The 20539-nt window shown below is 51.7% G+C and carries 22 protein-coding genes; 10 read left to right on the top strand and 12 right to left on the bottom strand.

The window, feature by feature from the left end; all coding sequences use genetic code 11:
* The first annotated feature begins 527 nt into the window (after positions 1-527).
* Both C8N40_RS09570 and C8N40_RS09575 read left to right on the top strand, forming a co-directional pair.
* Positions 528-995: a Fur family transcriptional regulator gene (locus tag C8N40_RS09570; protein WP_108211553.1), complete on the top strand. Its 468-nt coding sequence runs from the start codon at positions 528-530 to the stop codon at positions 993-995.
* A gap of 31 nt (positions 996-1026) precedes the next feature.
* Entirely contained in the window at positions 1027-1656 is a 630-nt protein-coding gene (locus C8N40_RS09575) for a peroxiredoxin (RefSeq protein ID WP_108211554.1), read from the top strand.
* A 76-nt stretch (positions 1657-1732) separates the two neighbouring features.
* Here C8N40_RS09575 and C8N40_RS09580 read toward each other — a convergent pair whose 3' ends face one another.
* Positions 1733-2647: a ClpXP adapter SpxH family protein gene (locus C8N40_RS09580; RefSeq protein WP_108211555.1), complete on the bottom strand. Its 915-nt coding sequence runs from the start codon at positions 2645-2647 to the stop codon at positions 1733-1735.
* A 124-nt stretch (positions 2648-2771) separates the two neighbouring features.
* Here C8N40_RS09580 and C8N40_RS09585 point away from each other — a divergent pair, with 124 nt between their 5' ends.
* Positions 2772-3086, top strand: coding sequence for a winged helix-turn-helix transcriptional regulator (locus C8N40_RS09585; RefSeq protein WP_108211556.1), 315 nt, complete (start codon positions 2772-2774; stop codon positions 3084-3086).
* 3 nt (positions 3087-3089) lie between these two features.
* Here C8N40_RS09585 and crcB read toward each other — a convergent pair whose 3' ends face one another.
* From crcB to C8N40_RS09625, 8 genes are all read right to left on the bottom strand, one after another.
* Positions 3090-3461 carry a fluoride efflux transporter CrcB gene (crcB, locus tag C8N40_RS09590; protein ID WP_108211557.1) on the bottom strand — a complete coding sequence of 124 codons (372 nt, stop codon included), beginning with the start codon at positions 3459-3461 and terminating at the stop codon, positions 3090-3092.
* A gap of 104 nt (positions 3462-3565) precedes the next feature.
* Entirely contained in the window at positions 3566-3997 is a 432-nt protein-coding gene (locus C8N40_RS09595) for a VOC family protein (protein WP_108211558.1), read from the bottom strand.
* A gap of 215 nt (positions 3998-4212) precedes the next feature.
* Positions 4213-4839, bottom strand: coding sequence for a class I SAM-dependent methyltransferase (locus C8N40_RS09600; RefSeq protein ID WP_108211559.1), 627 nt, complete (start codon positions 4837-4839; stop codon positions 4213-4215).
* Complete coding sequence (locus C8N40_RS09605; protein ID WP_108211560.1) at positions 4836-5318, bottom strand: GNAT family N-acetyltransferase; 483 nt, start codon at positions 5316-5318, stop codon at positions 4836-4838. The genes C8N40_RS09600 and C8N40_RS09605 overlap by 4 nt, the downstream gene beginning before the upstream one ends.
* A gap of 99 nt (positions 5319-5417) precedes the next feature.
* A complete protein-coding gene (locus tag C8N40_RS09610; RefSeq protein ID WP_170114070.1) occupies positions 5418-6296 on the bottom strand; it encodes a dimethylarginine dimethylaminohydrolase family protein in 879 nt (292 codons plus the stop codon).
* A gap of 152 nt (positions 6297-6448) precedes the next feature.
* Positions 6449-7225, bottom strand: coding sequence for a Type 1 glutamine amidotransferase-like domain-containing protein (locus C8N40_RS09615; RefSeq protein ID WP_108211562.1), 777 nt, complete (start codon positions 7223-7225; stop codon positions 6449-6451).
* A gap of 87 nt (positions 7226-7312) precedes the next feature.
* Positions 7313-7726: a DUF8192 domain-containing protein gene (locus C8N40_RS09620; RefSeq protein WP_108211563.1), complete on the bottom strand. Its 414-nt coding sequence runs from the start codon at positions 7724-7726 to the stop codon at positions 7313-7315.
* 109 nt (positions 7727-7835) lie between these two features.
* The gene (locus tag C8N40_RS09625; protein ID WP_108211564.1) at positions 7836-9575 is read right to left on the bottom strand and encodes a TlpA family protein disulfide reductase; all 1740 of its coding nucleotides are present in this window, start codon (positions 9573-9575) and stop codon (positions 7836-7838) included.
* 205 nt (positions 9576-9780) lie between these two features.
* Between C8N40_RS09625 and C8N40_RS09630 the strand changes: the two genes are divergently transcribed.
* Together C8N40_RS09630 and rsgA are read left to right on the top strand one after the other, a co-directional pair.
* On the top strand, positions 9781-11022 hold the full coding sequence (locus C8N40_RS09630) for a 3-deoxy-D-manno-octulosonic acid transferase (protein ID WP_108211565.1): 1242 nt from the start codon (positions 9781-9783) through the stop codon (positions 11020-11022).
* A 5-nt stretch (positions 11023-11027) separates the two neighbouring features.
* Positions 11028-11951, top strand: coding sequence for a ribosome small subunit-dependent GTPase A (gene rsgA / locus C8N40_RS09635; RefSeq protein ID WP_108211566.1), 924 nt, complete (start codon positions 11028-11030; stop codon positions 11949-11951).
* Positions 11952-12442: 491 nt separating this feature from the next.
* Here rsgA and C8N40_RS09640 read toward each other — a convergent pair whose 3' ends face one another.
* Positions 12443-13102 carry a fasciclin domain-containing protein gene (locus C8N40_RS09640; RefSeq protein WP_108211567.1) on the bottom strand — a complete coding sequence of 220 codons (660 nt, stop codon included), beginning with the start codon at positions 13100-13102 and terminating at the stop codon, positions 12443-12445.
* Between the two features lie 128 nt (positions 13103-13230).
* Between C8N40_RS09640 and C8N40_RS09645 the strand changes: the two genes are divergently transcribed.
* The 3 genes from C8N40_RS09645 (at position 13231) to C8N40_RS09655 (ending at position 17030) form a co-directional block, all read left to right on the top strand.
* Entirely contained in the window at positions 13231-13689 is a 459-nt protein-coding gene (locus C8N40_RS09645; protein WP_108211568.1) for a peptidylprolyl isomerase, read from the top strand.
* A 315-nt stretch (positions 13690-14004) separates the two neighbouring features.
* On the top strand, positions 14005-15309 hold the full coding sequence (locus tag C8N40_RS09650) for a dicarboxylate/amino acid:cation symporter (RefSeq protein WP_108211569.1): 1305 nt from the start codon (positions 14005-14007) through the stop codon (positions 15307-15309).
* Positions 15310-15371: 62 nt separating this feature from the next.
* Positions 15372-17030, top strand: a complete 1659-nt coding sequence (locus tag C8N40_RS09655) for a S8 family peptidase (RefSeq protein ID WP_108211570.1) — start codon at positions 15372-15374, stop codon at positions 17028-17030.
* A gap of 64 nt (positions 17031-17094) precedes the next feature.
* Here the strand turns inward: C8N40_RS09655 and C8N40_RS09660 are convergent, their stop codons facing one another.
* Positions 17095-17826 (bottom strand): hypothetical protein, encoded by a 732-nt coding sequence (locus tag C8N40_RS09660; protein ID WP_108211571.1) that lies wholly within the window; start codon positions 17824-17826, stop codon positions 17095-17097.
* 110 nt (positions 17827-17936) lie between these two features.
* On the opposite strand from C8N40_RS09660, the gene C8N40_RS09665 reads away from it, so the two are divergent.
* Positions 17937-18563 (top strand): hypothetical protein, encoded by a 627-nt coding sequence (locus C8N40_RS09665; RefSeq protein ID WP_108211572.1) that lies wholly within the window; start codon positions 17937-17939, stop codon positions 18561-18563.
* A gap of 12 nt (positions 18564-18575) precedes the next feature.
* Positions 18576-18869, top strand: coding sequence for a hypothetical protein (locus C8N40_RS09670; protein ID WP_108211573.1), 294 nt, complete (start codon positions 18576-18578; stop codon positions 18867-18869).
* A 99-nt stretch (positions 18870-18968) separates the two neighbouring features.
* On the opposite strand, the gene C8N40_RS09675 is transcribed toward C8N40_RS09670, so the two are convergent.
* Positions 18969-20489, bottom strand: a complete 1521-nt coding sequence (locus C8N40_RS09675; RefSeq protein ID WP_108211574.1) for a sigma 54-interacting transcriptional regulator — start codon at positions 20487-20489, stop codon at positions 18969-18971.
* Between the last annotated feature and the right edge of the window lie 50 nt (positions 20490-20539).

The raw sequence follows: 20539 nt of genomic DNA on the forward strand, positions 1-20539 counted from the left end.
GTTTAGCAATGCGCAACTTGTGGTAGCTTTGGCTGCAGTTTGAAACTGCTTTGCTTTGAAAAAGCAAGGTTGCCACGGCTTTGGCTATACTTTATACTTTGGGTAAAAGGCTTTCATACTTCACCTCTGAAGTCTGTAGAAGTATAGATTGTTGGTGAAAACACCACCAATGGCGGGAAAAGGAGCAGGCCATACTTTAGCTATAGCGAATCGAAGTATAGAGTGTCTGCTTATTTATACTTTTCTGCTCGCGCAGAAAGCAAGTTGCAAACTTGCCTCATGTACAGCCACATTTACGCTTCGCTAAACTTGCGGCAGAAGTATAAACTCAGAAAGCACTACCCACTTTCTAACTTTTTAACTTCCCAACTTTCTAACTAAAAAGACGCAAGGTATTGCGTCTCTACAACTCCCCAACTCTCTAACTCCCAAACTCCTAAACTTTATTAACTCTTAACTTTTAACTCTTAACTATAAGCTCTATCTTTGCAGGAACTTTTCCTAAGTAAGAAACATTCTTATCTAGTATGCAGCACAACCAGACCCGAGACGAATTGCGACAACGCCTGCTGGAAGGTGGTTTGAAAGCCACACACCAGCGCATTGTGGTGTTCGAGGCAGTGATGGAGCTGCATGGGCACCATCCCACTCCCGAGGAAGTATACCAGCACCTGCGGCCCGCTAACCCAACTCTTTCACTAGGCACGGTTTACAAAACCCTGGACACCTTCGTAGAGACAGGCCTCATCAAACGAGCACTTTCGGAGAAAGGCGGCAAGCGCTACGATGCCAACACGCACGTGCACAACCACATCTTCTGCAGCAAAACCAAAGAAATTGTAGATTTTGAGGATGAGGAGCTGGAGCAGCTGCTCACCGAGTTCTTCAGCAAACGAAAACTGGAAAACTTTGAGATTAAGGGCTTTTCGGTGCAGCTGACGGGGAATAAAGTGGAGCCCGATAAACAAATACGCATTTCAAGAGTTTCAAAATAGATTATTCAAAACCCTAAAAACTAAATAACACATGGCAGTATTAGTTGGTAAAAAAGCACCTTCTTTTAAAGCAACAGCCGTTGAGAACGGAGAATTTGTAGAGAACTTCTCTCTGGAGCAGTACATTGGCAAGAAGCACGTAATTTTCTACTTCTACCCAATGGACTTCACGTTTGTGTGCCCAACAGAGATCATCGCCTTCCAGGACAGAATGGAAGAGTTTGAGCGCAAGAACGTAGCCGTAGTAGGCTGCTCTACTGACACGCATTTCTCTCACTTCGCATGGCTGAACACACCACGCAACCAGGGTGGTATCGAGGGTGTAAACTACCCACTTGTAGCAGATGCTTCTAAAACTATCGCGCAGAACTACGACGTGCTGGCTGGTCACTACGACTACAACGAAGAAGGCGAAGCAGTATTTGTAGGTGAGCCGGTTGCTTACCGCGGTCTGTTCCTGATCGACAAAGAAGGCGTAGTTCGTCACCAGGTTGTAAACGACCTGCCGCTTGGCCGCTCAATCGACGAGGCTCTGCGTATGGTAGACGCCCTGCAGTATTTCGAAGAGAAAGGCGAAGTTTGCCCGGCCAACTGGTCTGAAGGCAAAGAAGGTATGCAGGCTACCAAAGAAGGTGTTTCTAACTACCTTGCAAAGCACTAAGCTTTAAGTAACTTATTGATAGAAAAGCCCCGGCGATTGCCGGGGCTTTTTGTTTTTATACTTTGTCTTGGCCGGTTTACTGCTTCAGCCACAGGGCACCGTTCTTGGAAGTATACTTCCCAATTTTGCCTTGCGCGTGCAGGTTCTGCAGGTATACTTCGGCCTCGCCGGTTTTCATACCAGAGATAACGGCAAACTCCTTGGTGGTAAGTGTGCTATACTTAGCAAAAACCGAAGTATAGGCTGTTTCATACACCTGCTTTTTTGCCTCCGGGTGCAGCTGCAGCAGCGCCTGCTCATACTGCTCGTAAGGGCGGGAGCCGTATACCAGCACGCGGTTATCATTCTGATCAGATACAAAGATGGTCGGGAAGCCGCGCACGCCCAACTGACGCGCCAGCGCCAGATCTTCTTGGAACAGCGTTACTGCCTTGCCTTCAAAATCAGACTTCAGCTGCGCCACATCCAGGCCAGTCTGCTCGGCGGCCAGCGCCAGGTTTTCCCAGCGGGCAATGTTTTTCTTCTCCAGGAAGATCATCTCCTTTATCCTTCTCAGGAACTTCACGGCCTTGTCCTCGCCCTGCAACTGAGCTGCCTTAAAGGCGATGGAAGGCGGGTAAGAGGATGGCAGCGGGTCTTCCAGCCACAGGTCGCCGTCTATTGGCATTTCGTAGTAGGCGCCGGCCTCTTCCCAGTGCTGGGCTACGCTGGCAGGTCCGTTTACGTCGCGGCCGCCGTAGGCTTCCCAGCTTGGCAGCAAGCCGCCCATGCGGTACTCTACTTCAAAGTATGGGCCGTACTCCAGCGCCAGTTTCTTCAGTTGCGGATCGATACCCCAGCACGAGGAACAGATCGGGTCGGTAAAGTATAGCAGCTTGATCGGCTTCTGCGCAGCGGCAATGTTAGTTTCTTCTGTGGTTTCCTGTGCTACCGGCATTTCGCAAACGCCAGTCTCCATATCGCAGTGCATGATTGTTGGTTTTGTCTCCATGGTCTTCTTATCTTGGTTAAACTTTGTATAAGGCGGCCTGTTAGCTTAGTAACCAACCGGCCGTGCTGAACTTCTTTTACAAAGGTCGGCCTATACTTTAGGAGAGTCAATTAGTCAAAAAAACATGACTACCAACAATTTTTCGCAGGAGGAGGCAAGCTGCCCCGCCGAGGGCATTCTGAAGCAGTTATCGGGAAAGTGGAAGCCGCAGATTTTCCGGCTGGCGCTGGACGGGCCGGTGCGGTTTAATGGTTTGCTGCGCCAGTTGCCGGGCTCTAATAAGCAGTCGGTGGCGACGGCGCTGAAAGAGATGGAGGAAGCTGATATCCTGGTGAAGACCGTGGTACAGGAAAAACCGCTGCACATAGAGTATACTTTGTCGGAGAGAGGGCAGGCGATGGTGACGGTGTTCCGAAGTATGGAAGGGTTCCTGAGCTAAGGCTTAGACCAGCTTGACCAGCCACATCCCGGCAAAGGTTGCCAGCAGGCCCAACACCACGCTGGCCAGGATGTAAAGTATAGCCTGCCCGTACTGCTCTGCCTGCAGCAAGTAAACCGACTCCATCGAGAAAGACGAGAAAGTGGTAAACCCACCCAGGATACCGGTAACCAGGAAGGGCCGCCATTCCGGTGCCAGCGTTCCCCTGGACAAGACAGCCACAATGAGCCCGATAAGAAAGCAGCCCAGTATATTTACCCCCAGCGTACCGAATGGAAACGCAGCGCCAGACCGTGTCTGGATAAGCAACGAGAGCAGGTAGCGCGCCACACCGCCCACAAAACTGCCTATCCCTACCGCTAAAAGTATCTTCATCAAAATTTATACCTGCTCTAAGGCAGTAAATGGTACAGTGAAAGTATAAAAACCACTCCTAGCCTCTTCAGGGGTCAGGAGTGGGTAAATCGCAAATGAGTTGCTTAATATTTCTGCTCGTAGTCGTAGTTTACCATCCACTGGATGCCGAACTTATCGGTGAACATGCCGAACAGCGCGCCCCAGAAAGTTTTGTTCAGCGGCATCGTTACCTTGCCACCTTCCGATAATCCATCGAACAGACGCTTGGCCTCTTCCTCATTCTCGGCGTTGATGGAGATGGAGAAATTGTTGCCCATTACGGTGGCATGTCCGAACGCCTCGGATGAGTCGCTGCCCATCAATGTAGTCTCCTTGCTGATAGGCAGGGAAATGTGCATGATTTTGTTTCCTTCTGATTCCGGAATCGGGTTCTCGGAAGGCATGTCTTTAAAACGGCCTACATACGGAAAATCGCCGCCGAATACGGATTTGTAGAAGTTGAAAGCTTCTTCGCAGTTACCTGTAAAGGTGAGGTAAGGACTGATGGATGCCATGGTATAGGTTAGTTAAGTAGTGATGAAGCTAAATAAAGAGCCGAGGAATACTTTAGTGACGGATAAACCTGCACAGCCAGCATTTAAGAAACATATAGCTCTTGTCAAATATAAGATAATTATCCCATTTGCCGCCAGGCACGAGGCTTTGCATTTAAAGGCATGCAAGTATAAAAGGAGGCGAAAGGCTAGGGCTAACCCGGGAAGGTGCCGGCCTATACTTTCTGCAACAGGATGGTCAGGATGCGCGGGATGCCGGTGCGGTCGTTGTTGTCGAAGTACTCGTTTACATCCACCAGCTTTAGGCCGTGTCGCCGGGCAGCCTGCACAAAATCGGATACGTGGTGGGTGTAGCACTCCACCTCCTGCCTCCCCTCCTCCGTGTCGAAGCGGGCCTTGGTGCCGCTGTATTGCTTAAAGGGATGCAACTCGCCGATGTACACGTACCCGCCGTGGTTCAACGCGAGGGCCGCCTGCTTAAAGGTATGCTCCAGGTCCGCGATGTGCTCCAGCACCAGGCTAAAGCTCACTAAATCATATGGCTGCGCGACAAAACTCCAGTTTTGGGTGATGTCGGCAAGTATAAAATCGGCCTTGTTGGAGCTTACTTTCTTTCTGGCCCGCTCCAGCATCTGCTCCGACAAATCCACAGCCGTGACCTGCAGCGCCCTTCGCACCAGCCATTCGGTGTTTTTGCCTGTACCGCAGCCAATTTCCAGACATCTATCAAAAGCTATACTTCCCAATGTAGCGCGCAGGGCCATCGCCTCCAGGTCGCGGGTGCGGTTCTTGTTCGTGTCGTATTGCGGGGCCCAACGGTTGTAGGCTTCTTCTATGCTCATAATTCTTTCAACATCCAGATGGTGCAGGCGTAGTGGCCGGAGTTGCCCAGTGCGTGCGGCAAAGATACAAAACCTGCTTTCTCATACATTGATACGGCCTTGGCCAGCTCAGGAAACGACTCTAAGTAGAGCTGCGTGTAACCAAGCTCCCTGGCTGCTTTTATACTTTGCTGCATTAATTCGTGGCCAATGCCCTTGCCCCTGGCCTCGGCAGCGAGGTAAAATTTCACCAGCTCCGCGCAGCCTTCGGGCAAGCCATCGGTGGGATATACGCCGCAGCCACCAAGTATCACGCCGTCTTCTTCAGCAACAAAGTAGGCGCTGGCCGGGTTTTGGAAGAGCTGATACAAGGCGTCGGTGGTCGGGTCAGTATACACCGTACCGGGCTTATCAATCTTAAACTCCCGGAAAACCTGCCGGATTAGCGTGGCCAGTGGCTCGTTGTCTGTGGGCTGGATGGGGCGGATGGTGAGGGACATAGGTCTGTTATACTTTTAGCCGTAAACTACTCAAAATTGCTCTCGTTTATGTCTCCACCAAACCCGATTTTATACTTCCACTGTTGATGCCCGGGTAACCTAGCCCCGTAGTAAAGGCAGACTGCAGCACCTGAACGAGCCGCCCGTGGCCGGCGCTGCATCAAAGGTTATTTCCGTTACCTCTATGCCTGCCTTCCTGATTTCCTCGTTGATGGGCTTGCACAGCGGATGGTCGCGGCTGATGATCCGGTCCTGCGACAGCGACAGGATGTTGGTGGCCAGTTCCCGCTGCTGCTCCTTGTTCACCCGGATCAGGTCGTAGCTGTCCAGTATCTCACGTGGAACCTGCCTGAAGCCTTCCTCATAAATCAGCGCCGCCTTACCTCCCACAGGATTGAACATGCAGTCCAGGTGCAGCACGTTTTCGCCTTCTGCGAGGGTTCGCGCCTCTACCGGCACCACGTTAAAGGCATCGCCAAACTGCTCCTCCAGAAAAGCCACGCCCTCGTGGTTCGTGCGCTGCGACACAGCCACAAAGATGTTCCCTTTGTCTACCAGTATGTCGCCGCCCTCTATAAAACAGGAGGGTGAGTCAGGGATGATGATGTTGGCTTCGTGGCCGGGGATGTCGTGCAAGTAGCGAAAAATACCGGCGCTCTCGTAGCGGCGGCTCCTTTTTACCATGTTGCAGAGCAGGAACTTCTCCCCTATCACCACACCCAGGTCGCGCGGCGTGAGCTGGTCGTAGACAAACTTGCCCACGTAATCCGGCACCAGCACCTCTACGCCCGCCTCCGTCAGCACCCGCCTGAAAGTATCGAACTCCTCCTTCAACTGCTCTTTCTGCGGCAGCCCCTGCTTCTGGTCCTCGTTCACCAGCTCCACATAGGCCGGGGCCTCACTGTAGTTCTCGTACCTCCCGATAATTACTTTCTGTAGCGTATCGGTTTCGCTGTATTGCCTGATGGTCTTACTCAATTCTATACTATCTAATGATGCTTTCTGCGCTGCAAAAATAAGACCTTAAATTTGATTTGTTATACTTTATACTTTGGAAGGATGGATGATTGAAGAAGGGTTTCCTGGATTACAGCCATAGCAATTAGCAGTTACCGGCTGCGAATATATATCTAAATTAGTTCAGGCTCTAAGGCTGTCTCTACCACTTTACCTTTACTTTTTGTTACCTTATAAGCCTTATCTGCTTTATTTTGTGTGACGACTCTTTTCAATTGGGTGCCTTCAAAGTAAAGACCGGCTGTTTCGTCACAGGCATACCCCGGAAGCAACGTACCTTCTTCAATCATTTTCAAGTATAAAGGACGCCTTTCAGCTTCGGTATGGTAGTGAGGACAGTTACTTCCTTTCAAAAATCCCAATCCTTTCACAGCAGTATACTCCACTGGCCTGGAGTCAGAAAGTCCTTCTTCAAACCAGCAAATCGCTCCCGCACTGGGTCCTGATAAAACGATTCCTTTCTCCCAGGCTTTCCTGAGGATAACGTCAATTCCATGGGCTTTCCATAAAGCTACAGCATTCAGTGTGTTGCCGCCTGTAACCAGAATAGCATCCATTTGCAGCAATGTTTCTTCGAAAGGTGTTTTCTGTTCGGTACTTGAAATAAACACCTTCTGCACAAAGGGTTGTAGCGGCAGTTCTTTCGCTATTTCAAACCATTTGTTGATGTATGCTTCACTATCTCCCATGGGAGTAGGCAGGAAACATATTTTAGGATTTTCTTTTCCTGTAAGGGAAATTAGGTAGTTGATGGTTTTAAGGTCATACCCTCCACCGGTTATAAATAGCCTCCTTATTTCCCATTTCTGTGCAAACAACTCCGCATTTGCAGCGATAGAAATGCCAGCGGTTGCAACGGCTGTATTTCTTAAAAAGTCTCTTCTTTTCATGTTTTGGAGCTTTCAGATAACGGCCGCGTGCTTAAGATGCCCGCAGCGTCAGGAGGGTAACTTAAGCATTGTGTTTGTAACAGGCTTTTATTTGACTGGCGCAAGTTTAGCGAGATTTTTTAAGTTGGCCTTATGCTGTCTCGGAGTATATATTTTTGGTACCTGCATTACTATGATATCGTAACCGTTCGCCGTCTGTCTCTCTTGTTCACTAAGTTTACGGTATGAAATCACAGGATTTATACCTTTATCCAAATAGTCAAAAATAAATTTTTTAAGGAAATAGTCTTTGTGGTTAATTTCATTTCCAGAATGCCCTGATATAAATGCAACTTTCTTGTCCTTAAAACTGAAGTGAGTCTTTTTGTTTATCAGCAATGAGTCAAGAAGTCGTTGCTCTTTAATTGTCAAATTAGACTTAATTTCTTGTCCAAACGAAATATATTGGAATACCAGGTTTATAAATATGGTACATGTTAATATTAATAAACATCTTTTCATACGATATGGTATTTGTTTTCGGCTTGAGGCCAACGATACTCGTACTGCCAATGAGCGCAGCGTAGCCAATCATAAAGCTGCACCAGGTTACCCAAGCAGGCTTCCTGGTTTACTCCTTTAATGCTTTCTGGATCAAGCTATTTAAATCTGCTTCGTTAAACTCTCCATGAAATAGCACCTTGCCCTTCTTGTCTAAGAGGACAATTGTTGGGAAAAAACTAATGCCGTATTCCTCGGCCACTTTCTGTCCCTTGTAGACGGTCTTATAAACTGGCCTAGTTCTTTGGTTAAAGTTCTGAATATCTTCCGCTTTGTCGTGTAGATTAACGCCTAAGACCGCAAGATCTTTCCCTTGAAATTTTTTAGATAGTGCATTGAGCTTTGGCACAGCCGCTATGCAGTAGCCGCAGTTCTTAGTCCAGAACTCAAGTACTACTACTTTTCCTTTCAGTTGACTAAGGCTCAATGACTGGCTGCTGTCAAACAAAGGGAGTTCCCAGGCTGGTGCAGGCGAGTGCAACGCCAAAGGCACAACCGGTTTCTTGTGTTCCAGGTCAAAATCTGTTGTATAACTGGAGAAATACCACGAAAGCTCGGACGGGCTGTCGGGGTTAGTGCTAACATCACGGAACACTGATCTTGTAAAATCTCTGTTCACACTGTTACCCTGTATCATTTGAACAGGCATCAAACTGCTCTTGTCAATGATGATATCATATATCATTCTTCTATCAAGGCTCAGCTTTGAAAACCCACCCAACCGCTCGATTGTGCGACTATTTAGCACAAGTTTAACCAAATAGAAATCCTGTTCTGCTATACTTGTATCGGAGACACTTTTGATGATATCCTGATCTGCGACGAGAGCCGGTATCGTCTTTCTAAGCGTTACCAATGAGTTATGGAAAGGGGTGATGCCTGCAAAATTCTCAAATTTAGGCGTCACATTTACGGTCATGGTCTTCCGTGCCTTGTCCAGGTTAAAGCTCTCTGAGCCGTTGTACACGAACTTACCATTCTCACTCTCCACCTGGTACTTGAACCCAAGCAACGCATCAGGGGCTGAAAAATCCAGGAAAGCAGTACCCGAAATGCTTTGGTTATAGTTCTCGGAAGCGTAGTTAAGTTCTAAAAGGTAATCATACCGTATTATTTTCAGGCTTTCCAGCTTTTGGTGCACCTCTGTCAACAGCTTATTCGCCGTTGGTCGCTCAGTTCTGCTATCATTCAGCGCAAAGGCTCCTGTAGTTCCGGCAAGGTATAAACAAAATACTACTGGAATAATCAACCAGGTTGAAGGCACAAACTTCGACACAGCATAAAGTATAACGGGCCGGATGAAGCGGTACAACACCAGCCCCACCAAACTGACTACTGCCCCAAATGCAGTCGGAAGCACGGCACCGAAAGTATAAGTCATCGCCAGCACAAAGCCCAGCAGGCACTCGGACCGGTAAACCGGGAAGAACAGGGCCAGCAGAAGCAGTCCCAGCATCAGGTAGTCTAGGATGACAGTATACCCGGAACTAAAGCAAACGGCAATGAGTGTTCCGAACAGCAAGCCGCCTGCAAACCCATAAAGCACGCCCGGTAAAAGGCTGCGGGTTTCGGCCTCTCCATACTTGTCGCTGAAGACTCGCTTCTGGATGCGGTACAAGAGGAACCACGTCAGTACAGGAAGCACCAGCGCGCCCCACCAGTTCGAAATGGCCGGAAAGCTATCATCCGCCGCGATATGGTGGCTCGGCACGCCTCCGTTGTAATGGCTCCACACCAGCAGTGCCCCTATAGCGATGGTCACGATGCCTGTCAGGTAAAGGCAAATCGTACGAAGTTCCTTCTCGTTCATAAATCCTGTATCCGTTTTATACTTGAGCTTGTGGGCACGCTGTTGATATTCACTTAATTGGCATGAGATAAATTAACACAACGGATTACATTAATCCTATTCTATATAGAAAATTATCTACCCTACCACAAAGTATAGCCCCCTTGCCAACTATCCCTCCGCAAAGCACTATATTTGCAGTAGAACCCCGCAAGCAAGTATAAATTTGAAGTTACTCTACGACATCGGCCTGAAGGCTTATAGTACGGCCATTGCCCTGGCAGCCCCTTTCAATGAGAAGGCGAAGCTGATGCGGCAGGGGCGTGAGCGGCAGTTCGAACGGCTGCAGCAGGCCTTGCAGCAGAACCAGGCGCCGCTGGTATGGTTTCACTGCGCCTCGCTGGGCGAGTTTGAGCAGGGACGGCCGGTGATAGAGGCATTCCGGGAGGCGTTTCCAAAGTATAAAGTGCTGCTTACCTTCTTCTCCCCTTCCGGCTACGAGGTGCGCAAAAACTACGCGGGCGCCGACTACATCTTCTACCTGCCGCTGGACAGCGCCGCCAACGCCAAACGCTTTCTGGACATCGCGCAGCCCAAACTGGCCGTGTTTGTGAAGTATGAGTTCTGGCACTACTACCTGCAGGAGCTGGCTAAGCGAAGCATTCCTATACTTTCCATTTCGGCTATTTTCCGGCCAGAGCAGGTGTTCTTTAAGCCTTACGGCGATTTTTACCGCAACATCCTGCGCCGCTTCACGCATATCTATACCCAGAACCATACTTCGCTGGAGCTGCTGCAACGTATCAACATCACCCACGCAAGTATAGCCGGCGACACGCGTTTCGATAGGGTGCTGCAAACGGCGGCAAGTATAAAACCCATTCCGCTGGTAGAGGCCTTCGCGGCCGGGCAACAGGTATTTATGGTGGGCAGCAGCTGGCCCGCCGACATAGAAGTGCTGCTGCCACTGATCCAGAAGTATAAACCAAGTATAAAATTCATCATCGCGCCACACGAGGTAAACGAGGCAAGTATAAACACGGTGATGCAGGCTTTGGGCGAGGGATCGGTGCGCTTCTCCCAAACCTCTGAGGCAGATGCGGCCAGGTATCAGGTGCTGGTGATTGACAACATCGGCATGCTCTCGGCACTCTACAGCTACGGCACCTACGCCTACATCGGCGGGGCCTTCGGCAAAGGGCTGCACAACACCCTGGAGGCGGCCGTATTCGGGCTGCCGCTCTTCTTCGGGCCCAAGTATGACAAGTTTCAGGAGGCGAAGGATTTGGTGGCGCGGGGCTGCGCTTTTCCGGTGCAAAATGCCGAAGAGCTGCTGCAGGCCTTTGAGCGGGTGCACACCACGCCTGGCCTACGCCAAAGTATAACCGACAAAGAAAAAGTATACGTACAAGAGCAAGCCGGCGCTACGGCCAAAATCATGGCTGATGTAAGGCAACTGCTGAAATAGATTACATGAAAGGAGTAGTAATAAAATCGACGGGATCGTGGTACCTGGTGCGCGACGAGGAAGGAAAGCTGCACCGGGCGCGCCTGCGCGGGAAGTTCAAGATAAAGGGCCTGAAGGTAAGCAACCCGCTGGCCGTGGGCGACCGCGTGGCATTTGAGGTAGAGCAGACGGGCGAAGACACCGCCGTAATTTACCAGATCGAGGACCGCGAGAACTACATCATCCGACAGAGCACGCACAAAACTGCCTACTCCCACATCATCGCCGCGAACCTCGACCAGGCCCTGCTTATCGTAACGCTCGTGTCGCCGCGCACCTCCTTTGGCTTTATAGATCGCTTCCTGGTTACCGCCGAGGCCTACGACATCCCTACCACACTTGTCTTCAACAAAACGGACCTTTACGACGACGAGGTGCGCGACTACCAGCGCCAGATAAGCCACATGTACCAGCAGATTGGGTATAACAGCCTGGCGGTGTCGGCAGCAACCAACGAGGGGATTGAGGATATAAAGGCGCTGCTGCACGGCAAAACCACGCTGCTCTCGGGCCACTCGGGCGTAGGCAAGTCCACGCTCATCAACCTCATCGTGCCCGACCTGGAGCTGAAAACCTCCGAGATCTCCGACTTCTCCGACAAAGGCGTGCACACCACCACCTTCGCCGAGATGTTCGAGATAGATCCCGAAACCTTCATCATCGACACGCCCGGTATCAAAGAGCTGGGCATTGTGGACATTCCCCCGGCGGAGCTGAGCCACTTTTTTCCGGAAATGCGCGAGCGCCTGAACCAGTGCCGCTTCAACAACTGCACGCACTTCAACGAGCCGGGCTGCGCCGTAATAGAGGCCGTGCGCCACAACGAGATTTCCCTCTCCCGCTACGAGAGCTACCTGAGCATGCTGCATGGGCAGGACAACCGGAAGTAGCTTTGGAGTTTAAGAGTTGGGGAGTTAGAGAGTTTGGGAGTTGTAGAGACGCAATGACTTGCGTCTTTATAGTTAGAAAGTTAGAAAAGGGTGGAGTGGAGATTTGCTTGTTCTGCCTGCTTGCTTCCAAAGTATAAAGTATACTTCTCAAGTATAAGACCAATAACGAACGAGTTTTGCACCTTAGTTTGTGCCTCGCTCGCCTCTGGCGAGTGTGCGTCATTTGGTGGCGTCCCGCCACCCGTGCCCGGAGGCACACGTTAAAGCGGCCAGAGTCCCCCTAATAGTTCACACTCGCCAGAGGCGAGCGAGGGGAGATTTACTTTCTCTACCTGGTCCGGCTGCAAAGTATAAAGTATACTTCCCAGGTATAAACCTGCGGCCTTGCAAATAGCTAGCCGAGGTTTATTGGTCGGAACGAACTTTACTTCTGAAAAAAGTAGCGGCAGATACTTTTGGGGTATCTGCCGCTACTTTTCTTGTTTAGCCGATTACTTCTCTTCGGCCAACAGCTTTTCTACTAAGTGCAGCACGCCGTTCTGATTCTCTATGTCGGCTTGCCTTACCCTGGCACCGTTCACGAAGATGGTATTGCCTTTCCGGGTAACGCTCAGCTGCTGACCGCCTACCGTCTTCAGTGTAGCGCCGTTGGTGAGGTCGGCAGCCGTGATCTTACCGGTCACGATATGGTTGTTGAGCATCGTTACGAGGCGCTGCTTGTTGCTCGGTCGCATCCAGTCGTCCAGGGTTCTGTCCGGGATGGCATCAAAAACGCTGTCGACGGGGGCGAACACGGTATAGGGGCCGGTGCCGTTTAACAGCCCAACAAGCTCGGCCTTGCGCAGTGCGCCCACAAACATCGTCAGGTCGGGGTGTGCCGAGATGTTTTCCATCAGCTTTCTGGAAGGGGTCATCACATTATCCCCTATCCTGGGGTGCGGTTTGCGAGCTTCGTCACGGCCTTCTCCGGCCTGCTTGCCTTCTGTGGTAGGGGTTGTTCCACGGGAGCCCGGCTCCTCGCGCAGGTTAGTGCCCGCCTCCCGCTGCATCTCGTTGGCTGCGTTTTCCTCGTTGGTGCCGCCTCCGCAGCCTGCCAACGCCACGCTGCCACAAAGGGCCAGCGCGCACCCTAAAGTTCTTATTGTTTTCATAGCGTATGATATACTTGAGCGTGATGTGAATTCGGCCCGGCCCTAAAGCCAGGCTTATAGCTCTCTTAAACTATAAATTCCGTACTTTTGTTATTTGTAACAATGTTCAAGCTAAACCAGAACTATTCATGAAAACCGCAGAAATCCATACTCCAAAAGGTGTAATGAAAGTAGAGTTTTATGAGAAAGACGCTCCTAAAACCGTAGATAATTTTGTAAAGCTGGCCAAAGAGGGTTTTTACGACGGGCTGACCTTCCATCGCGTGCTTCCGGACTTTGTGATCCAGGGTGGCTGCCCCAACACCCGCGAAGGCGCCAAAGGCGTGCCTGGCACCGGCGGCCCCGGCTACAAAATCGACTGCGAACTCTCCGGCGACAACCAGTACCACGACCGTGGCGTGCTGAGCATGGCCCATGCCGGCCGCAACACCGGTGGCTCGCAGTTCTTTATCTGCCACAGCCGCAAAAACACCGCCCACCTGGACCGCAACCACACCTGCTTCGGCAAAGTGGTGGAAGGCCTGGACGTAATCGACCAGATTCGCGCCAACGATCGCATCGAGAAAATTGTGGTAAACGAGGCATAAAACCCTCAACATCAACACATAAAAACAAAGCCAGCGCCTGCAGACACAGGGCTGGCTTTGTTGCTTTCCGGCCTCCTGCTTCTCCCCTCAGAGCCATTCCCCAAGTATAAACCCACTGCTCGTCAGGCTGTTTTTTTGCAGATAGGCCAAAAATCCTACAGAAAATGCTTAATTTTACCTAACATCTGTTCGGCACCTGCACTTTACATGCTTGCACCGCTTTGGCTGTGTCGTTTCAGCAGAATAATTCTAGCAAATAGTATACTTTAGTAAACCGGTGGAATCAGAACCCTTATCCCGCCGGCACCCTTGCGTATGAAGAGACTCGCTTTACACTGGCAAATTCTGATCGGTATGGCTCTGGGCGTGGCCTGGGGAATGATGTCCAGCTCCTTTGGCCTCAATAGCTTTACCACCGACTGGATTGGCCCCTTCGGTACCATCTTCATCAACATGCTGAAGCTGATTGCCGTGCCGCTGGTGCTCGTGTCGCTTATCACCGGTGTTTCCAGCCTCAGCGATATCAGCCGCCTCTCGCGCATCGGCACCAAAACCATCGGCACCTACCTGGGCACCACTGTGTTGGCCGTGGTGCTGGGCCTGGTACTTGTGAATATCTTTGAGCCTGGCAAAGCCTTCTCGCCCGAGAAGCGGGAGGAGTTTAAACAACAGTACGCCGGCACTGCCTCTGCCAAATCAAGCGATGCCGCCGCTCTGGAGCAACAGGGGCCACTGCAGCCGCTCGTGGACATCGTACCCGAAAACCTGTTCCGGGCCATGACCAGTAACGGCAGCATGCTGCAGGTTATCTTTTTTGCCCTGCTCTTTGGCATCGCCCTCATCCTCATCCCTCCCGACAAGGCACAGCCCGTCAACGATTTCTTCGAGGGCGTGAACATGGCCATACTTAAGATTGTGGATATTATCATGATGACCGCCCCCTACGGCGTGTTCGCCCTGCTGGCTGGGCTGGTGGTAGACTTCGCCGGCGATGACCCGGGTGCTGCCCTGGAGCTGCTGATGGTGCTGGGGTATTACTGCATTGTGGTAGCCATAGGCCTGGCCCTGATGATTTTGGTTGTGTATCCGGCGCTGGTAGTTACAGTTGGCAGAACAAAGTATGCGCATTTCATAAGAGGGATTTTCCCGGCACAGATGCTGGCCTTCTCTACCTCATCGAGTGCGGCCACGCTGCCTGCCACCATGGAGTGCTCGGAGAAGAACCTGGGCATCAATAAAGAGATTACCAGCTTTGTGCTGCCGCTGGGGGCCACCATCAACATGGATGGTACCAGCCTTTACCAGTCGGTTGCCGCTGTGTTTATTGCCCAGGCCTATGGGATAGAACTGGACCTGGCCGCACAGCTGGGCATTGTGATGACCGCCACACTGGCCTCAATAGGCTCTGCGGCCGTGCCGGGTGCGGGTATTGTGATGCTGGTAATTGTGCTGCAGCAGGCCGGTATCCCGATTGAAGGCATTGCCCTTATACTTGCCCCGGACCGCCTGCTGGACATGCTGCGCACCACGGTAAACGTTACCGGCGATGCCACAGTGGCCATGATGGTGGCCCGCACCGAAGGGCAGCTGCACCCGCCCACAGAGATTACAGTAAAATAGCAAAAGCTTTCCTCAAAGTATAAGCCCTAGCCAAACGTACATCAGCAACTATCAGATTTAATATGAGAACAAACATGTACCGCCACCTGAAGGCCACGGCTGCCTTCCTTCTACTTAGCGGTTCGGTTGCCTTTGCCCAGGACGGCGTTTCGTCTGTCGCGGAGATAGACAAGGCCTACCACAATTGGTACAACCTGGACATGAAGCAGGATAAGATACCGGGCGTAAGCGTGAACCGCGCCTACAGCGAACTGCTGGTTTCCAAACAGCCCCGCAAAAAGGTGGTGGTAGCCGTGATAGACAGCGGCACCGATATCAACCATGTCGAGCTTCAGGGAAGGGTTTGGGTAAACAAGAATGAGATCCCGGGTAACGGGATAGACGACGACAACAACGGTTACGTGGACGACATCCACGGCTGGGGTTTTCTGGGCAACGCTGCCGGCGAAAACATCCAGTACGAGACCTACGAGTACGTGCGCCTGCTCCGCCAACTGGCTCCAAAGTATGGCAAGGTAACGTCGCCGCAGGGGCTTACGGAGGCAGAGCAAAAGGAGTATAACACGTACCTGGTTACCCGCAAAAACTTCGAGGAAGAGCTGACAGATCGCCTCAAGACAAAGCAAAACCTGGACGCTTTCGACGAAGTGCTGGCCATCTGCGAGCAACTGGTAACCGGCCACCTGGGCAAAGACACCTATACTGTTGAGGACCTAAAAGGCATTTCCTCCACTAACCAGGACGTGATGCGGGCGCGCAACTGGCTGGTGCAAAAGTATAGCCAGGGCTTCACGCCTAAGTCGTTCAGGTCTTACAAAGAGTACATCGATAAGTTTGTCAACTACCACCTGAACCCGGACTTCGACCCGAGAACAGAAATAGTGGCCGACAATCCGGAGGATATAAACGATACCGACTACGGCAATGGCGATGTGATTGGCCCGAGAGCCGACCACGGCACGCCGGTATCAGGCATTATTGCCGGCATCCGCGGAAACGGGGTGGGGATAGACGGCATTGCGGAGCATGTGGAGATTATGGCGCTGCGTGCGGTGCCAAGCGGGGACGAGCGCGACAAGGACATTGCCCTGGCCATTCGTTATGCGGTAGATAACGGCGCCCACATCATCAACATGAGCTTTGGCAAAGACTTTTCGCCGCAGAAGCACTTTGTGGACGAGGCCGTGAAGTATGCCGAGTCAAAGAACGTGCTGCTGGTACATGCCGCCGGCAACGACGCCAAAAACATCGACAACGCCGACAACTTCCCCACAAAGCAACTGCAGGACGGCACCCGCGCCAGCACCTGGCTGGAGGTAGGCGCCACATCCAAAAACCTGAAGAAAAACTTTGTGGGCGAATTCTCAAACTACGGCCGCGAAAGCGTGGACCTGTTTGCCCCTGGCGTGGACCTCGTGCTGCTGGCCCCGGACAACAAGTATGATAAGATGAACGGCACCAGCTTCGCCAGCCCTGTAGTATCGGGTGTGGCGGCTTTGGTTTGGTCTTATTACCCGGAGCTTACGGCGGTGGAGCTGAAGAACATCCTGCTGGAGTCATCCACCAAATACCCGAGGCTGAAAGTATACTACCCAACCGAGGACCCTAAGAGTAAAAAGAAAGTGAAGTTCTCGACGCTATCAGCATCCGGCGGTGTGGTAAACGCCTACGAGGCCCTGAAACTGGCCGAGAAGGTGGTGCAGCAGAAAGGTGTGCTATAGTCTAAAGTATAAAATAAAGTATAAACAGGGAGCGAAAAGGCTCCCTGTTTGCTTTTACGGGTGCTTACAGCGATAACAGCAGGGCCGCATACAAGCCCGCCCCAAGTGCAAAAGCCCAGTAGCGGCTCTCGCGCTCCTCGGGCAGCTCTTCTTTCAGCACGTTCATGATCACGCCGCCTCCTACAAAGGCCATCACCAGGATAACAAGCGCCTCGGGTAGTTCCACCACAAAGCCAATGCCCCACCCGGCTACCAGGGCAACCACCAATACCCAACGGCCAATGCGTCGGTAACTGTCGTGGTGGTGCTCTTGCAACCCAAAATCATTCACGATGAAGTGCAGGGCCATGGCGATGGAAAACAGCAGCAGGTTCTGCAAAGTCCCCTCCTCCCGCTGAAAAAGGATGTACCCAATCAGGGCGTTATAAATGGCAAAGGAACCGATGTGCAGCCAGAAGATGCCTTGCTCGTGTCGCGGCTCCTCCTGTCCCTTTTTCTTCTGCCTGTACTTGGTCTCCACCACCACCCGCTCCAGCCCGTAAAATACGGCCAGCCCGATCAGGGACATCAGGTACACGTGGTGGTTCAGGAAGCGCTCCGCCCAGTTCAGCTTAGACACCTGCTCCTGCCCCTCGCCCAGCTCCGGAAACAGGTGCAGAAACACGTAGGCCACCGATACGCCGCCCGCCACAGAGAGCCACACGCTGCGTGGCACCCCTGCCAGAAACCGTAGCCGTGTTCCGAAAAAGTGTATAAACGCCAGCACCAGCACCGGCCATATCGAAACGTACCCCATACCTAAACCTACTTTGTCCGCACGGCTTAGGTTTTATACTATCCCGCCACCAAAGAATAATAAATTTACTATATTAGACTTGGCAACGGAGCCGTCATTTATAAACGTAAATGCCCTTGTCCCTTGGCTGCTATCTCAATCGCATGGTCTATCAACTCTCCGAATTCATACTTCCCTACATTCTAGGTATCGACCTTTTCCTGATTGCGCTGCTGTACCTGTCTAAGCTGCCAGACGAGAGAATAACACGCCGGTTCATTCTTGCGGCAGCCCTGGCAGGATTTGCCGGCCTGTCTTTCTTCAAGCTCCTGTTCACAGAAACTGGTATCGCTGCTTCCACGCCTGTAAGCATTGAGTTCATAAACAAAGACCTTCCAGCACCGGTCTACTTCATAAAAGATGGTCGCGAGGGCAAAAGAGTGTTCTGGAAAGACAGCCTTCCTAAAGGTGCAACGACACATACGTTTGAACAGGAGGGTAACCCAGACCTAACGCTTGCCACGAAATTTGACGGGGAGTGGCATTATACCACGATTAACCTCAGGCAGGTTCTTAAAGTAACGGTAGAAAAACCGGCCTTCAAAAAAGTAGATCAACCCGAAGTTGAACAGGCGATCAGCAAGTATAGATGGATAGAAACCGGTAACTACGCATCCAATTTTCTGGTAGTGGGCTTTGTGGCTATACTTGTATGGAGACTGAAAAAAACCCGTAAAACTGTTATGTTGAAAGTATAAGCAAAGTATACCATGAACCTCACCACCTTCAAAGCCAGCCTGTCAGGCGCCACGCCCCCGCCCGCAGCCAACGTATACCTGCAGGCGCTGTGGCACGAGGCAAAAGGCGACTGGGACAAAGCACATGAACTGATACAGGACCTGCCGGATAAGAACGCCGCCTGGATACACGCTTACCTGCACCGCCAGGAAGGCGACACGTGGAACGCCGATTACTGGTACCGCCGGGCCGGCAGAAAACGCCCCCAGCAAACACTGGCAGAGGAGTGGGAAAGTATAGCTGCTGCCCTGCTGGAGGAAGTATAAACCAGGCTACCTATAAAAGCTAAAGAGCCGCAACTGGTTGCGGCTCTTTATGTATGGAGTATAAATCTCTAACTCCTAAACTCTCCAACTCTTAAATTCCTAAAAGTCTTCCTCGTCTTCCTCTTCGCCAAAGCTGGGCATCGTGAACATGCCGCTGAGCAGGTCCTTAAACTGCAGGCCGGTGCTGAGGCGGCTTTTGCTGAGCTGGCTGTGCTCGGCTAAACCGTGCAGGGCAAACTCCATCATAAACAGCTTCTCGTCGCCTTTGGCATCGGGCTGGTGCTTTTCCACCAACTCGGCCAGGCCCGGTATACTTTGCAGCGCCTTTTTATACTCCGAGGTAGAGGCGTCGTTCAGAATGTCAATCGTATGGCCATCACCGAACCAGTCGGTTATCTTCTTGTAAGGGTTGCCCGCTTTCGATTTCTTGGCCTTATCCGGGTCGGGAAAGTAATTGAGGAACTGCGTACGGATGGCTTTTCCCATCAGCACCTGCGCCACATGGCCAGCCCCCTCCTGCTCGCCCTCGTACACCAGCTCCACCTTACCCGTTACCGAAGGAATGGTATTCAGAAAATCCGACACTCGCACATAGGTTTTGTTCTCGCCATTCAATAGGGCGCGCCGCTCGGCGGCACTCAGCAGGTTCTCAAAGGCAGATATCGTTAAACGGGCCGACACACCACTTTTGGGATCCACGTACTCGCTCTCGCGGGCCTCAAAGGCCACCTGCTCTATCAGGTCGCCAATGATGTCGTTGGTCTGCACCAACTCGCCCTGGCCATCTTTTACTCTGGCCTCCTGCTGCGTGATTTTCTTGCCGGTTTCTATCGTTTTCGGATAGTGCGTGATGATCTGGGAATCGATACGGTCTTTGAGCGGGGTAACGATAGAGCCACGGTTGGTATAATCCTCGGGGTTGGCCGTGAACACAAACTGAATATCCAGCGGCATACGCACCCTAAACCCACGAATCTGAATGTCGCCTTCCTGCAGAATGTTAAAAAGAGCTACCTGGATGCGCGCCTGCAGGTCGGGTAGCTCGTTTATCACAAAAATGCCCCGGTGCGAACGCGGAATCAGGCCGAAATGTATCACGCGCTCATCGGAGTAAGGCAGCTTCATGGTGGCCGCTTTTATCGGGTCAGCATCACCAATCAGGTCGGCTACGGAAACATCTGGTGTGGCCAGTTTCTCGGTATAGCGGTCTGAGCGGTGCAGCCAGGCAACGGGCGTGTCGTCGCCGTGCTCGTGCACCAGGTCTTTGGCGAAGCGCGAAAGCGGGTGCAACGGATCGTCGTTCAGTTCAGAGCCCTGCACCACAGGGATGTACGCATCCAGCAGGTCTATCATTTGCCGCGCGATACGGGTTTTGGCCTGCCCGCGCAAGCCCAGCAGGTTGATGTGGTGCATCGAAAGTATGGCCCGCTGCATGTCCGGAATCACGGTTTCCTCATAGCCCCAGATGCCCGGAAAAACCTCCTCCTTATTCTGTAATCTCTTGATGAGGTTGCGGCGCAGCTCCTGCTTCACGCTCTCCGGCTCATAGCCGGCAGCCTTTAGTTGGCCAAGTGTTTTTATCTGGTGCAGCTTTTCGGCTGGTATGTCTCTGTAGTTCATTTGTACAGTTATCAGTTAACATTTATCAGCAACCAATCATTGGTTGTGAT

Source organism: Pontibacter mucosus (assembly GCF_003054055.1).
Classification (GTDB): domain Bacteria; phylum Bacteroidota; class Bacteroidia; order Cytophagales; family Hymenobacteraceae; genus Pontibacter; species Pontibacter mucosus.

What these genes read in the sequence shown, in the direction of transcription:
- C8N40_RS09570 (WP_108211553.1), top strand. Translation starts at nt 528, where the DNA reads ATGCAGCACAACCAGACCCGAGACGAATTGCGACAACGCCTGCTGGAA.
- C8N40_RS09575 (WP_108211554.1), top strand. Translation starts at nt 1,027, where the DNA reads ATGGCAGTATTAGTTGGTAAAAAAGCACCTTCTTTTAAAGCAACAGCC.
- C8N40_RS09580 (WP_108211555.1), bottom strand. Translation starts at nt 2,647, where the DNA reads ATGGAGACAAAACCAACAATCATGCACTGCGATATGGAGACTGGCGTT.
- C8N40_RS09585 (WP_108211556.1), top strand. Translation starts at nt 2,772, where the DNA reads ATGACTACCAACAATTTTTCGCAGGAGGAGGCAAGCTGCCCCGCCGAG.
- crcB (WP_108211557.1), bottom strand. Translation starts at nt 3,461, where the DNA reads ATGAAGATACTTTTAGCGGTAGGGATAGGCAGTTTTGTGGGCGGTGTG.
- C8N40_RS09595 (WP_108211558.1), bottom strand. Translation starts at nt 3,997, where the DNA reads ATGGCATCCATCAGTCCTTACCTCACCTTTACAGGTAACTGCGAAGAA.
- C8N40_RS09600 (WP_108211559.1), bottom strand. Translation starts at nt 4,839, where the DNA reads ATGAGCATAGAAGAAGCCTACAACCGTTGGGCCCCGCAATACGACACG.
- C8N40_RS09605 (WP_108211560.1), bottom strand. Translation starts at nt 5,318, where the DNA reads ATGTCCCTCACCATCCGCCCCATCCAGCCCACAGACAACGAGCCACTG.
- C8N40_RS09615 (WP_108211562.1), bottom strand. Translation starts at nt 7,225, where the DNA reads ATGAAAAGAAGAGACTTTTTAAGAAATACAGCCGTTGCAACCGCTGGC.
- C8N40_RS09620 (WP_108211563.1), bottom strand. Translation starts at nt 7,726, where the DNA reads ATGAAAAGATGTTTATTAATATTAACATGTACCATATTTATAAACCTG.
- C8N40_RS09625 (WP_108211564.1), bottom strand. Translation starts at nt 9,575, where the DNA reads ATGAACGAGAAGGAACTTCGTACGATTTGCCTTTACCTGACAGGCATC.
- rsgA (WP_108211566.1), top strand. Translation starts at nt 11,028, where the DNA reads ATGAAAGGAGTAGTAATAAAATCGACGGGATCGTGGTACCTGGTGCGC.
- C8N40_RS09640 (WP_108211567.1), bottom strand. Translation starts at nt 13,102, where the DNA reads ATGAAAACAATAAGAACTTTAGGGTGCGCGCTGGCCCTTTGTGGCAGC.
- C8N40_RS09645 (WP_108211568.1), top strand. Translation starts at nt 13,231, where the DNA reads ATGAAAACCGCAGAAATCCATACTCCAAAAGGTGTAATGAAAGTAGAG.
- C8N40_RS09650 (WP_108211569.1), top strand. Translation starts at nt 14,005, where the DNA reads ATGAAGAGACTCGCTTTACACTGGCAAATTCTGATCGGTATGGCTCTG.
- C8N40_RS09655 (WP_108211570.1), top strand. Translation starts at nt 15,372, where the DNA reads ATGAGAACAAACATGTACCGCCACCTGAAGGCCACGGCTGCCTTCCTT.
- C8N40_RS09660 (WP_108211571.1), bottom strand. Translation starts at nt 17,826, where the DNA reads ATGGGGTACGTTTCGATATGGCCGGTGCTGGTGCTGGCGTTTATACAC.
- C8N40_RS09665 (WP_108211572.1), top strand. Translation starts at nt 17,937, where the DNA reads ATGCCCTTGTCCCTTGGCTGCTATCTCAATCGCATGGTCTATCAACTC.
- C8N40_RS09670 (WP_108211573.1), top strand. Translation starts at nt 18,576, where the DNA reads ATGAACCTCACCACCTTCAAAGCCAGCCTGTCAGGCGCCACGCCCCCG.
- C8N40_RS09675 (WP_108211574.1), bottom strand. Translation starts at nt 20,489, where the DNA reads ATGAACTACAGAGACATACCAGCCGAAAAGCTGCACCAGATAAAAACA.